Source organism: Geobacter sp. DSM 9736 (assembly GCF_900187405.1).
Classification (GTDB): Bacteria; Desulfobacterota; Desulfuromonadia; order Geobacterales; family Geobacteraceae; genus DSM-9736.
Window position 1 is genome coordinate 963,784 of sequence record NZ_LT896716.1, and the last position, 12,970, is coordinate 976,753.

Annotated in this window: 12 protein-coding genes; 10 read left to right on the forward strand and 2 right to left on the reverse strand. The window is 52.1% G+C overall.

All coding sequences use genetic code 11. The features are described 5' to 3' along the window. The first annotated feature begins 19 nt into the window (after positions 1-19). From CFB04_RS04590 to CFB04_RS04635, 10 genes are all read left to right on the forward strand, one after another. The gene (locus CFB04_RS04590; RefSeq protein ID WP_088534176.1) at positions 20-1,399 is read left to right on the forward strand and encodes a cytochrome c biogenesis protein ResB; all 1,380 of its coding nucleotides are present in this window, start codon (positions 20-22) and stop codon (positions 1,397-1,399) included. Beyond that, entirely contained in the window at positions 1,396-2,244 is an 849-nt protein-coding gene (gene ccsB / locus CFB04_RS04595; protein WP_088534177.1) for a c-type cytochrome biogenesis protein CcsB, read from the forward strand. The genes CFB04_RS04590 and ccsB overlap by 4 nt, the downstream gene beginning before the upstream one ends. A 152-nt stretch (positions 2,245-2,396) precedes the next feature. Next, positions 2,397-2,603 carry a hypothetical protein gene (locus CFB04_RS04600; protein WP_088534178.1) on the forward strand — a complete coding sequence of 69 codons (207 nt, stop codon included), beginning with the start codon at positions 2,397-2,399 and terminating at the stop codon, positions 2,601-2,603. Positions 2,604-2,616: 13 nt separating this feature from the next. After that, positions 2,617-3,015 (forward strand): DUF302 domain-containing protein, encoded by a 399-nt coding sequence (locus CFB04_RS04605; RefSeq protein ID WP_088534179.1) that lies wholly within the window; start codon positions 2,617-2,619, stop codon positions 3,013-3,015. A 592-nt stretch (positions 3,016-3,607) separates the two neighbouring features. Further along, positions 3,608-3,922 carry a hypothetical protein gene (locus tag CFB04_RS04610; RefSeq protein WP_088534180.1) on the forward strand — a complete coding sequence of 105 codons (315 nt, stop codon included), beginning with the start codon at positions 3,608-3,610 and terminating at the stop codon, positions 3,920-3,922. Between the two features lie 70 nt (positions 3,923-3,992). Beyond that, complete coding sequence (locus CFB04_RS04615; protein ID WP_088534181.1) at positions 3,993-5,009, forward strand: hypothetical protein; 1,017 nt, start codon at positions 3,993-3,995, stop codon at positions 5,007-5,009. A 240-nt stretch (positions 5,010-5,249) separates the two neighbouring features. Beyond that, a complete protein-coding gene (locus CFB04_RS04620) occupies positions 5,250-6,599 on the forward strand; it encodes a hypothetical protein (protein WP_088534182.1) in 1,350 nt (449 codons plus the stop codon). Between the two features lie 197 nt (positions 6,600-6,796). After that, positions 6,797-8,017 carry a porin gene (locus CFB04_RS04625; RefSeq protein ID WP_088534183.1) on the forward strand — a complete coding sequence of 407 codons (1,221 nt, stop codon included), beginning with the start codon at positions 6,797-6,799 and terminating at the stop codon, positions 8,015-8,017. 159 nt (positions 8,018-8,176) lie between these two features. Next, the gene (locus tag CFB04_RS04630; RefSeq protein ID WP_088534184.1) at positions 8,177-10,282 is read left to right on the forward strand and encodes a cation-translocating P-type ATPase; all 2,106 of its coding nucleotides are present in this window, start codon (positions 8,177-8,179) and stop codon (positions 10,280-10,282) included. A 152-nt stretch (positions 10,283-10,434) separates the two neighbouring features. After that, positions 10,435-10,806 carry a response regulator gene (locus tag CFB04_RS04635; protein ID WP_088534185.1) on the forward strand — a complete coding sequence of 124 codons (372 nt, stop codon included), beginning with the start codon at positions 10,435-10,437 and terminating at the stop codon, positions 10,804-10,806. Positions 10,807-11,020: 214 nt separating this feature from the next. Here the strand turns inward: CFB04_RS04635 and CFB04_RS04640 are convergent, their stop codons facing one another. Together CFB04_RS04640 and CFB04_RS04645 are read right to left on the reverse strand one after the other, a co-directional pair. Beyond that, positions 11,021-11,458 (reverse strand): hypothetical protein, encoded by a 438-nt coding sequence (locus CFB04_RS04640; protein ID WP_197692573.1) that lies wholly within the window; start codon positions 11,456-11,458, stop codon positions 11,021-11,023. Positions 11,459-11,475: 17 nt separating this feature from the next. Next, positions 11,476-12,963, reverse strand: a complete 1,488-nt coding sequence (locus CFB04_RS04645) for a conjugal transfer protein TraH (RefSeq protein ID WP_231934374.1) — start codon at positions 12,961-12,963, stop codon at positions 11,476-11,478. Positions 12,964-12,970 lie beyond the last annotated feature (7 nt).

A 12,970-nucleotide genomic window follows, 5' to 3' on the forward strand; every position in this document is an offset into this window, starting at 1 on the left:
ACAGCCAAGGAGCGTTATCATGACAATAAATGAAAAAACAGTGTCCCGAGCACTATGGGACTTCTTCTGTTCACTTAAACTGACAATGTTTCTCCTTATTACGCTGGCAGGCATCTCCATAATAGGGACAGTAATTCCTCAAGGAGCGCCGCCCCCGGAATATCTGCAGACAATCAGTCAGAATAAACTGAAGCTCTACGAGGCTCTTGGCTTTTTCGACATGTACCACTCATGGTGGTTCATTCTGCTTCTTTGCATGCTATCGGTCAATCTGACCGCGTGCTCTGTAAAACGGCTCCCTCATATCTGGAAGACGATTACCGAGCCAGTTTTGGTCATGGACGAAAAGTTCGAAAAAACTTTGTCTAACGTCACGGCCATCCCAATAAATGGTGATGCAAGAAAGCTCATGGAGGGTCTTGGTGCGGTTCTGAAGAATGAATTCGCTCAGCCTGTAATTACCGAAGTGGGTGAAACTTTCCATCTCTTTGCCGAAAAGGCCCCCTGGTCAAGGCTCGCCGTCTATGTCGTTCACCTGAGCGTGCTTGTCACATTCGTTGGTGCCATCATAGGCTCTCTGTTCGGCTATAAAGGATTTGTCAACATCCCTGAGGGGGAGAGTGCTGGCAAAGTCATGTCCCGCGCCGACAAAGAGATCGACCTCGGCTTTGCCGTCCGCTGCGAGAAGTTCAGTGTTGCACATTATCCCAACGGTGCTCCGAAAGAGTTCAAGAGTATCCTGACTGTACTGGAGAACGGCCAGCCTGTTCCAGGATTTGACCGTGTGCCGGTTATCGTTAACGATCCTCTGACGTACAAGGGGATAACTTTCTACCAGTCCAGCTATGGCAAACTGGGAGAGCACTTTTTCACCATCAGCGAGCCCGACGGCAGCAAAACTCAGACACTGACGATAAAAAGTGGGGGCTCGGCAAAACTTCCTGGTGGCAATATCATCTGCCTGCAGGAGGCAACTGAGGATATCTCCCAATTTATGCCTGCGTTAACGGGGCCTGCAGCCCAAGTGGAAGTCCATCTACCAAATGGTGAGACTCAATCGTTCATCGTTTTTGGCAACAATCCTGCCATGAACAGGATGAACCTGTCCTATACCGGCGGCAAGCTCCTGCAGTACAGAGGAGGAGAGGAGTTCATGTACACCGGCTTGCAGGTGGCGAAAGATCCTGGCGTCTGGGTGGTCTGGCTCGGATGTACCCTGATGATTGCGGGGGTCTATTCTGCTTTCTTCATGTCGCACCGGAGGATCTGGGTGCGAATCGAGAATGGAATAGTCACCGTCGGTGGCAATGCCAGTAAAAATCAGGGAGGTTTTCAGATTTTCATGGAGCGGCTGGTGACAAAGATCAAGAAACAACTTACCTCGGAGGATGGCAAATGACCAGCTCCCTTCTGTTTAACATAACCACCCTCGCTTATCTCGTTTCAATGCTCTGTTTCTTTGCCTTTGCCGCCAGCAGCCGTACGAAGATGCTCGGTGCAGCCGGCAGCTGCATTGCTTTCAGCGGCCTGGTACTGCAAACTATCGCGATCGGCCTGCGCTGGAAGGAATCTTATGCGCTCGGTATCGGCCATGCCCCGCTCTCAAATCTCTACGAGTCGGTCGTCTTCTTCTCCTGGACGATCGTTCTCATCTATGGACTGCTTGACCTGAAGTACAGGTACAAGATCATCGGCGCATTTGTCATGCCTTTTGCTCTACTGGGGATGGCTTGGGCTCAGCTCGGTCTTGACAGTGGCATCCAGCCTCTGGTGCCCGCCTTGCAGAGCAACTGGCTCCTCTACCATGTCATCACCTGCTTCCTGGGATATGCTGCATTTGCCATTGCGTGTGGCATCTCGATCATGTTTCTGATCCGCGAGATCCATGAACGCTCCATCCCTATCAACGAACAGAGCATTGTTGCCACATTCCCAAGCGGCAGAGTCCTTGATGACCTGAACTACAAGTCGATTATGATCGGCTTTCCCCTGTTAACCCTGGGGATCGTCACTGGCGCTGCCTGGGCCAACTATGCCTGGGGAACTTACTGGAGCTGGGACCCGAAGGAGACGTGGTCGCTGATTGTCTGGTTCATCTACGCGGCCTTTCTTCACGCCCGGATTACCCGTGGCTGGGCAGGGCGCCGGGCAGCATGGCTTTCCATTGTCGGCTTTGCGGCTACCATATTTTGCTACCTGGGAGTTAATCTGCTTCTGTCTGGACTTCACAGTTACGGCGGATAAAATTAACTGGTGGCATGTGGAAGTATCTCTAGCCTTTGTCCTGAGCACGACGAGATAAAAGGCTCGGTCTATCCTAGAAGAGGAAACACCTCGGGGAGATTGTGCAATAACATGGGTTCTTGCATTGATGCCAGCAATAAGGAGTTCTTTATATGTGGATGCATGATCACTACATGTGGGGGTTCTGGTGGATATTTCCATTATTTGTGATAACGTTTTTTGTGGTGCTTATTATCCTGCTGGTAAAGGTTTTCAGCGGCGGTGCTATTTCCGGTTCCCGGAACGAGGTAGAAGAGTTGCGGAAAGAGATACGGAACTTGAAAGAAGAAATCGAAACGCTGAAGAAACAGAGGAACTGAGAAAGGACCGCCAATGGAACTGAAAACAGCATATGCTTTCGGGAAAACAGTGGACATGCCATTTGCCCAAGCACAGCAGCGGGCACGTGAGGAACTGGCAAAGGAAGGATTTGGGGTGTTGACCGAAATCGACGTCAGGAAGAAGTTCGTCGAAAAGCTTCAGAAGGAGTTCCGTGATTACATCATCCTTGGCGCCTGCAATCCACAGCTAGCCTATGAAGCACTGAACCGGGAAATAAACCTTGGGACGCTTCTTCCCTGCAATGTCGTGGTCTATACGAGAGATGACGGCAAAACGGCCGTCATGGTGATGGACCCAGTTGCGGCGCTGTCCATGATCGGCAACCCGGAGATCACGGAAATTGCGAAGCAGGTCGCTGAGAAGATGTGGCGTGTACTGGCGGCATTGTAAAAATAATATGAAAAATTGTAAAACAATGGTTGACAATTGTTCTGACTATTTATATTGTGGACGCATGCGATCAAGAACCCTTCGCACAATTTCTTTAGTAGTCCTCTTTGCAATGATTTCGATGGTTACTGGCCTCGGAAGCACTTATGCGGCAAGTGTCTCACAGTCTGAACAATGTTCCTGTGACTCTGCCGGACAGAAGGACGACGGGAAGCAGTGTCCTGATGAAGAAGGCCAATGCCCCACTCCCTGCAACAGTTCTTTCTGTCCCCTTTTCACCTGCATGGTCGCCGTTATCCCATCATCGCTAGCTGTAGCTTCTCCCTTCCACGCAGTCTCTTTTTCTTCATTCACTCCTTCGTATGTCCCTGACCCCCCTGCAGGATCCATTTTTCACCCACCCTCACTCGTCTGAAGCACCACAAATCCCCTTAATATTGTCGCGTAGCATCTGGGATTGACATCATGGCTGCTGTTTGGGAGCTGGTGTCGTTTTCCTCCTGAGCGTGTCGTTTTCATCCTCGAATGAACAAATGACCAGAGCATAGGTTTGCTTGCGGTAGTGTATCTAAACCAAAAAGGAGACAATTCCATGAATTTTAAAACCATAACTGTTGCAGTAGCCGTATCACTGAGTGTCAGTAGCGTAGTCTATGCCGGTGGTACACATGTTGATCCATGTGTTGCAGCCAGCGCGGAAACAGTGAAGCAGTTCAGGCAAAACACCTCTGAATTAAGGGGGCAGCTTTCCGTAAAAGAGCTGGAGTTGCGCCAGGAGTACGGTTACGAAGGCATAGATATGAGACGCGTTGAAGCTATTGAAGGTGAAATACGCGAAATCAAGGAGAAGATCAAGACAGTAGCAAAAAAATTAAACCTCGAGCCTGGGTCATGTTACCAGCTGTAGTTCCTCTGTATCAAATAGGAAAAGTAAGTACTTTGTATTAACACACTTTCACAGGCAGGAGAGGAGCTATGTGCTCCTCTCCTGTGATTCAGAATCTGAACTTACTTTCATTGCTGCTGGAGGAATCGTCATGGGTAACTGGAGGTTAGCAGTTTTTTTGCCGTTTCTTTTTCTGCTCTCTGCCTGTGCAGGCGGCAAGACCGGTACTATTTCGCCGACAGATTACGTTGAGATAGATAATCCCGCTTTCACCATGTCAAAGGATGCCCCTGCCACAATCCTGGTTCCGAAAAGATATGTTGAAACCGGGGTACCCCGTGGGGGGGAGTTACTGAAGAAGGGATATGAAGTCGTAAAACAGGAAACTGCCGGCAGTGAATCTGCTCATGCTGTTACAGTCGGGGTTCCAGCAGATGCAACTACCTTCACTGTCAAAAACACAATCATCGCGCTTGAAGTCGGACGTAACGGACTTCTGCCATTGTTTCAGCAAAAACTTAAAAACCTGTCCACTGGGATTCTTCTGGATTTCAACTTGGAGAGCTTTGCCCGCTACGGTTCAGCTTCCAGCCAGGTGGAAAGGCTTGCACTGTCCAAACGTCTATACCAGGACATCGGCAGCAACCTTGTCCTGTTTATCATAGCCGCTGAACAGTCTTCTCCTGCGGAAAGGATAATGGTCGAAATATACGACGGGATGGGGGGAGGGCTGCTCCGCCAATTTGCTGCAACGATTCCGGCTTACGATGTTGCAGACCCGTCTGCTCGTAACAAGGCGATTGCATCCGTTCTCGGCAGTGTAGCTGGAATGGTCAAGGAGGTTTCTACCCTTGTTCCGTGGTACGGCAGGATCATATCTGTTGATGGAGAGAAGGTTTATATCAACGCTGGCAAAGAAGCTGGCGTGAGACTCGGGCAGCAAATGAAAATTTACCGGGAGGGCAAGTTTGTCGCATCGCTTGGGTTCGCTCCTGGAGAAGCTGCCGGCAGACTTGAGATAAAGGGCTTTGTAGGTCCCAACGGCGCCTATGGCACCGTTACCGACGGTCTAGAAGTTCGTCTAACAGATGTTGTAGGCATCGAATGAAGTAGCGGCATGTATCCATAGGATACAAACAGCAGCAGCAAAGGCACAAAAAGCTTTGTGCCTCCTTCATATGGGGGGCTTTGATCCCCCAATTTTTCCAACAACAGACCTGCTCTGTAGGTCTTTTGATGTAAAGCAAGGATATGGTGGATGAAAGGAGGGTGAACCGAACAAAGGAAGAGAGACTGGTTTTGGGGTTTGTGTGTGTTTGTAGCTGAATTATCCATCAAGGAGGAACGCATGAAAAAAACGGCCTTAGGATTAATTGCTGTAAGTCTGACAATGGGAATCCCTGCTGCTATGGCTCAGGAGGTACCACAAGCTACTGCGCCGGCCTATAACTGTGACTTCGAGCCGTCCTGTGAGGTCGCTCCCGGCATCTATGGCAAGCTGGCGTCTCCTGTTACGAGCAAGTTCAATCTATCCATTGGTGGGTTCGTCAAGCTCGACTACGCCTACAACTCGGTCGACTTTGGTCCCAGCGGAGGACTTGCACCCGCAAGCGGAGCAATCCCCAAATCCTCATCAGCTGAAGGCCAGCGGGACCAGTCGATTCTGACCGCGCGCCAGTCACGCTTCTGGCTTAAGGTCGCCGGTCCGCCCCTGCTCGGAGCAAAGACAAATGGCCTTATTGAAGTTGATTTCTATGGCGATCCGGCAGCTGCAAGCGAAAGTCCGCAACTGCGTATGCGCCAGGCTTGGGGCTCAATGGACTGGGCAAACACCCAGGTTCTTTTCGGCCAGGCTTATGACATCTTCGGGCCGATGATTGCCTCCACGGTTGACTTCCGGTCGGGCGCTCCGTTCGGCACTCCCAACAACCCGCGTGTTCCCCAGATCAGGCTTACCCAGAAGGTGAACCTGAACGCGGATAACTCCCTGAAATTGGTATTTGGGGTCCAGGACCCGAATCAGAACGGCAACAACAATAACGCCTCAGGTGCCACCTTCGGCAACATGGTGAACACGGCAGGACAGGCAATGTTCGTCAGCAAGGCCCTTGGCGTCGCTCCCGGTTACTTCGGAATGTCGATGAACTCTCTGACCGCCGGTTTCTTTGGCTTGTACGGTTATGAGAAAGTCAGGACCAGTGGCCGGACGGTCGACTCTTACGGCTATGGCTTTTATACTTTTGTTCCGATCCTCAAATCCAAAGACGGTAAGAATCGAGCAATGACTCTTTCCTTCGAAGGACAGGCTTACCAAGCGGCGAACATGGCATTCAATGCCGCAACCGCGGGCACCACGGTTGGGACGGCTGGGAATGAAACAGCTGCCAAGGGATACGGTCTGGCAGGACAGGCGATCTATTATCCGACTCAGAACCTTGGGATAACAGCCGGCTACGGCAGGCGAAATGCCTATAACTACGCTAGCTACAGCGGTATAAGCAATTTTCAGAAATCCAGTTCCGAGCTTTACGCAAACGTAGCATATGATTTGAACGCTGCTATCAGGGTGGCGGTTGAGTACCAGAACCTTAACACCAAGTATGGAAATGTAACGAGTGCGACGACAGCTGGCCTGGGCGGCACAGCCGGCACCGGCTCAGCAAATGTTGCACGTCTGGCAGCTTTCTACTTTTTCTAGAACTGTCTCACTTAGCAGGCCAATGGCGGCGCACCTCCGAATTCCGGGGGTGCGCCATCTTGTAGGCATTCAACGGGCCAGAAAGATTTACACATCTTTTTCTCAAATGTGACCCTGATGCAATATTGCATGTCTACCTTGTGGTGGAAACATCGATTGCACCCGGAGCCAACATCACCACAAGGAGGAGGAACAAGTTGAAAATCCAATTGGCAGCAGCAGTTGCTCTGGCCGCCACACTTGCCGGACACAATGCGTTTGCGAAGACTCTTGAGGACATTCTGAGGGAAAAAGGAGTTATCACCGAGGAAGACTACAGGTCTGTGACGAAGAGCAGGCCGCTCGATTACAAGCTCGGCAAAGGGTTTACCTTTACCGCTCCAGACGAGAAGTTCCAGCTATCTCTTGGAGCCCGTCTCCAGAGCAGGTATACCTTTACCGACAACGAAACCGGTCAGGACGCCTCGGAATTCCGTGTGCGTAGGATGAAACTCTTTCTGAGCGGCTATGCCTACACGAAAGACCTGACGTACAAGCTCCAGGTGAATTTTGCCGATTCCTCAAGGACCTTTGAGGATGCATGGCTGAACTACCGGCTGAGGGACGAGGCCCAAGTCCTGTTCGGGCAGGAGAAGGTCCAGTTCGCCAGGCAGGAGATTACCTCCTCCGGCGCACTGCAGTTCGTAGACCGAGCTAACGCAACTGATACCTTCAAGGTGGGACGCGATACAGGCCTGATGCTCCATGGCAAGGTTGCCAAAGGTCTGCTGAACTACAACATGGGAGTTTACGGCGGTGTTGGGCAGAATACGCTGCGCAGCACCAATAACAACGCTCTTGGCGCCAGGGTCGCTTTCAATCCCTTGGGTGAGATGCCTTATTCCGAGGCGGATCTGGAGCACAGCGAGAAGCCGCTTGTTTCCATCGGCGCCAACTATTTCATGGATACCCTGAGGAAAACGAGCGCCACGACATTCGAGACCAATAACCTGACCTTCGCCGGCTCCAACGGGTGGCTCGGAAGAGGGCTGTCCAGTTTCGGCGCAACGGAAAAAGTGGACATAGATACATTCGGCTTTGACGCCGCTTTTAAATGGAGGGGGTTTTCAGCCCAAGGCGAGTATTTCGCAGGTCAGGCTGATGGACAAACATCCAATAATACACTGCGTGCCCACGGCTTCTATGCCCAGGCGGGCTATTTCGTCATTCCGAAGCAGTTGGAGGTCGCTACCCGCTATTCCTATGTCGATCCCAACCGTGACAGCGCCAATGACCTTCGGACGGAGACTTCAGGGGCTGTTTCCTATTACTTCAACAAACACAACCTGAAGCTCCAAGCTGACGCGACAAACATCCATCGGCAGCCTGCCCGTTCGGACGACATGCAGTATCGCGTGCAGGCTCAGATCATCTTCTGATTATGTCGGGGCAAAGATGCTACACCTGCGTTTCATTTGCGCCCTGCTGTTTCTTCAGCAGGGCGCAGTTTTCACATGATGAGAATTCTCTTTGAAAATAGTTTATCCTGAAAAGGTTGCAGTTCACTTGATTGGACGAGTCAATTGAGGGGTCAAATTATGAATGAAAGAGATCTCCAATTTGAACGAGTTGAGGTTAGCGTCACTGGTCTGGACTGCGCCGATTGTGCACGGCATGTCAAGGATGCAATCGAAGCGATCCCCGGTGTATTGGAGGTGGAGATTCTCTTTTCTGCCCAGAAGGCCGCTGTCATCCTTGATCCCGCGAAAGCTGGACTGGAGGATATACGGAGGGCCGTGAAAGATGCGGGTTATTCCATTAGGAAGCCCGAAGAAGGGATTGCAGCAAAAGCAACCTTTGGCGGTAAATTCACCCGGCAAATCCTGACCCTCTTTGGAATGGTGTTTGGCGTCGTCCTCTTTGCTGCCATGGTCGGAGAATGGCTCGGCCTTTTCGAGGTTGCCACGAAACTGGTGCCGTGGCCTGCCTGGCTTGCCGTCATCCTTGCAGGCGGCTGGCCGGTATTCTGGAATGTCGTCAGGGCGACCGCCAAGGGAAGGATCACCTCCCATACCCTTATGACCATAGGAATGCTTGCCGCAGTTGCCGTCGGCGAATGGGCCGCCGCCATACTGGTCGTCTTCTTCATGCGGATTGGGGACTACGTGGAGACTTTCACCGCCGAGCGTGCCCGCCGAGCTTTGAAAGACCTCACCGCCATGGCTCCCCAAACCGCACGTGTGGAGCGTGATGGCGCGGAGGTCGAGGTTTCTGTCACAGAGGTGATGGTGGGTGAAACGGTGATCGTCCGTCCGGGAGAAAAAATACCGGTGGACGGCGAGGTTGTCGCAGGGCAAGCCACTGTAGACCAGGCAACGATCACCGGCGAGTCCATGCCGGTCGAGGCGGGAACAGGAGCTAAAGTTTTTGCGGCGACAATCGCACGTTTTGGCAGCATCCGCATCCGTACGCTCAAGGTCGGGGCGGACACCACTTTCGGAAAAGTAATAAAACTTGTAGAGCAAGCCGAAGCAAGCCAGGGGGAAGTGCAGCGTCTGGCTGACAAATTCTCGGGTTATTACCTCCCCGTTGTCGCCGTCATTGCCATACTCACCTTTCTCATAGGACGAAATCCGCTCGCCACAGCGGCTGTTCTCGTCGTCGTCTGCTCCTGCTCATTCGCCCTTGCCACCCCGCTTGCCATGATAGCCTCCATAGGCGCCGGAGCAAAAAGGGGGCTCCTCATCAAGGGAGGAAAATACCTGGAAGCGCTCAACCGCGCCGATATCCTCCTTCTTGACAAGACTGGCACTCTTACACTTGGTCAACCGAAGATTACCGATATAGTCGTCTATGGATCCTTTTCAGAAACTGAGGTGATAGCACTGGCGGCCTCGGTGGAACGTTACTCTGAACACCCATTGGCAGAAGCGGTGCGTTCCAGAGCCAAAGAGGACAATATACCTCTCCTGGACCCGGAGGAGTTCAAGGCTATTCCGGGTCAGGGGGTAAGGGCTGTCGTGAATGGCCGTGTGATAGCAGTCGGGAGCCGCAGGATGCTTTCCGACACTAATTTCGTACAATCAGCTGATCAGCTTGAGGCTCAAGGCAAATCCATCCTTTATGTTGTCTGTGACGGAAAAGTCGCCGGCGTTCTCGCGGCAGCCGATACCTTGCGGCCGGAGGTGCCGTCTGCCCTTGCGGAGATAAGAAATCTCGGTATACAAACCATTGAACTCCTCACTGGGGATAACGAACGCGTTGCCGCTCCTCTCGCGAAAAAACTTGACCTGCAATACCGCGCCGATCTTCTGCCGGAAGACAAGATCGCCATAGTCAGAGATTACCAGTCAAAGGGGAATGTGGTTGTCATGGTGGGGGATGGTGTTAACGACGCGCCGGCCCTTGCCCAGGCGGACGTCGGCATCGCCATGGGGGCGGCTGGCAGCGACATCGCCATCGAAGCGGCGCATGTTGCGCTGATGCGGGAGGACTGGGCTCTTGTTCCAGAGATTTTTCAAATTGCCCGGCGCACCATGGGAGTGGTGAAACTGAATCTTGTTTTTACGGCGCTCTACAATGTTGCCGGGATGTCGCTGGCCGCTCTGGGCCTATTGCCCCTGACTCTGGCCGCAGCACTTCAGTCATTACCTGACATTGGAATTCTTGCCAATTCGTCCCGATTGCTGCGGCGGAAAATTTAAATCGGCTTGCCCACTTATGTTGTATTTTATTTAGCTTACGTTGATTGAAAAGAACCTCCTGTATTTAGGATAGTTACAGGAAATTTTTTCTAGGCCAGCTTTCTGCGGAGAGATAACAGGAAGGGCGCAAGTCTGACAGAACGGAGCAATGTGTGAAAAATATCCTGGTTGTAGACGATAATGAAGATTGCCTGTCTCTCGTAAAGATTTTGCTGGAAAGTGAAGGAATGACTGCTGAGTGTGCTGAGAGTGGTGAAGACGCTCTCCGTGAATTAAGTGCAAAGGCCTTTCACCTCATGGTAACCGACCTCAATTTGCCAGGTATTGACGGATTTGCCATCGTCCAGCAGGCCATGGAAATTGCGCCAGGTATGCCTATTATCATGATGACAGGTGAAACATCTCCGGACATCACACGACTGGCAGTGGAATTGGGAATCGTTAAGGTGATTTTCAAGCCCTTCACCTCGCATGAAATGGTGACTACAATCCGGGATGTGCTGAAAACCTGGACAAAATTGTGAGCACAATGGCAAAGTAGCTCTATCATTGAAGATGTCGAACGGTTATTGAAACGGTGCAGGAAAAATGCACCTGCCCACGAAGGCAGGTGATCTCCCGCTACAACCAACTTCTGAAACCCAAAAATCCATTTGAACAACGCTCTCTACATACATAAGCGGGAACAGAAACGGCCAAGGACCGGGGGGGGCGAGCTCCTGTCCCTGATTGATTGCCTCAAACTGTCGAAATCGCAGTTTCCGGTTTTTCTGCTTTGGTTGCCTTGCCTTCAGTGTTGCTCTTTTTGTCCTTTCCCTCCGCTTCCCCCAACGGATTGGAGAAACCTCTGGGCGGATTGTAATCCCACCCCATCAACAGGCACATCTCTGCGTTCAGTAGATTAATCTCCTCTTTAATGCTCTGACTCCGCTCGATAAATTCCTGTGCCTTTTCAAAGTTGATGTTTTTGCTGCGTCCCATGTTCATCCTAAGCTGATACAGGGCGTTGTCGAGGGTGTTTAGCATACCGATGAAATCACCTTGATCCATTGTGCGTCGGGAGATAACATCGTAGTCATCCCGATTGACCTTCTCAAGCTTCCGTTCCTGCCACGTTTTTCCAGAACGCTTCTTGCTTCCCTGCTCTTCGCTGTCTTTCTTAGTTTTGTCTGCCATATTCGCTCCTTTTCTGGTCAACTTCTTCCGGTGACCCTGCGTGCCAGGCCTGTACCGAATCGTCCCGACAGTTCTGAAAAAACAGTGTCGTCAAATCTTTTCATGGTGAGGACAAGCATCTCGATTGCATTCATCTCATTTACCACATTGGCGTAACCCTGCTGTGCCGTAGTCAGGAGCGCCCGTGTCCTGTTGGCCAACTGCTCTACGTTCTTCATTCCATCGAACAGCAGCGCGAGCTGGCAGCTGTTCGGGCTTGCCCCGGCCTTGTTGTCCTTGTTCTGCGACTGGATCTGGGCCGATAGATTCTGCAACTGAGTCGCTTCCTGCAATAGATCAAGTAGCATGTAGTAGGCGAAAGCCCTTGCGGTCACGGCGGAAAGCTTGCCGATTACCTCTTCCTCGGTGTTGGTGGCAATGGCCGTTTTGAGCACGAGACTGATGGAGAGGGGGGTGGAATTGAGGAACGGCACGTCGCTTGTCGTGTTGAGTGCCTGTTTCGCTTTCATCTTTGCCGAAACCGCCTGCATGCGGGTCGACACATACTGCATAAGATTGGCGTTTGCGTCGGTAATGGCGCTGCAGGCTCCGGCGGAATTCTTGCCTTGTGCTGTCCCGTCGAGGAATGCATCGAAATCGGTATTCTTGTCGCAGGGAGGAATGTAGCTGGCAACATAGGTGCTGTTTGTCGTGGTGGGGGATTGGACAACTACATCGCCGATGAATCCTCTGATCAGCTTCACGTACTCGGCGTTCATCGATTTTTTCGCGGCCAGATTATCGAGGACCGACCCGCCGCCGAAGATATCGGTGATGTCGCTGGGACAGCCTGCTGTGCCACCCTGCGATGCCTGAGCGACAACATTGCCGGCCGGTGGCGTGTTTCCCATGGTCGAGTTCATCACTGCAGTAAGATTGGTTTTTGAGGTCTGATACATGTCATTGATGCCGCTGGACACCATAAAGTCGTTCATGGAGTTGCTCATTTCATTCTTTACGCTGTTGCTCATGATTGGCGAGAAGGGCTCTGACGCCACGGCCACCAAGGCCTTTGCAGCCTTGCAGTCATTGAGTTGGATGTTGTTCAGCCTGTCTGCAATGGCCTCCAGCGATTTGACAGTGTCGGCAACCTGCGGTGCGAGCGTCTTCATGGCGATGTCGAAGGCCGCTGCCGGCGCCGATGAAAGGATGCGCTGCAGCTTCTGGACAAGGTAGTCCACGTTCATGAAGCTGAAGCCCCCGAGAAACGCGTCGATTCCGCCGCAGCCTGACTTTATCGAGGGGAGGGTAACGGTAACGGGGTAGTCCGTGCCGTTGGGCCACCGGGCGGAAAATGTACCGCCGCTATAGTAGCCGCGCTTGGCTCCTTCGTAGTAGCTGGGGGATGTCGAGGTCTTCTGGGTCATCCAGTCATCGACCCAGCCGCTCCACGAAAGAGCCGGCATTGCGGCAACCGCGACGGCAAGTGTTGCTGCGGTCATCTGTTTTGCAGAATTTCGTGCCACAGCTCGT

Coding starts and splice junctions, on each gene's coding strand:
- CFB04_RS04610 (WP_088534180.1), top strand. CDS start 3,608: ATGAATTTTAAAACCATAACTGTTGCAGTAGCCGTATCACTGAGTGTC.
- CFB04_RS04605 (WP_088534179.1), top strand. CDS start 2,617: ATGGAACTGAAAACAGCATATGCTTTCGGGAAAACAGTGGACATGCCA.
- CFB04_RS04630 (WP_088534184.1), top strand. CDS start 8,177: ATGAATGAAAGAGATCTCCAATTTGAACGAGTTGAGGTTAGCGTCACT.
- CFB04_RS04640 (WP_197692573.1), bottom strand. CDS start 11,458: ATGGCAGACAAAACTAAGAAAGACAGCGAAGAGCAGGGAAGCAAGAAG.
- ccsB (WP_088534177.1), top strand. CDS start 1,396: ATGACCAGCTCCCTTCTGTTTAACATAACCACCCTCGCTTATCTCGTT.
- CFB04_RS04600 (WP_088534178.1), top strand. CDS start 2,397: ATGTGGATGCATGATCACTACATGTGGGGGTTCTGGTGGATATTTCCA.
- CFB04_RS04620 (WP_088534182.1), top strand. CDS start 5,250: ATGAAAAAAACGGCCTTAGGATTAATTGCTGTAAGTCTGACAATGGGA.
- CFB04_RS04590 (WP_088534176.1), top strand. CDS start 20: ATGACAATAAATGAAAAAACAGTGTCCCGAGCACTATGGGACTTCTTC.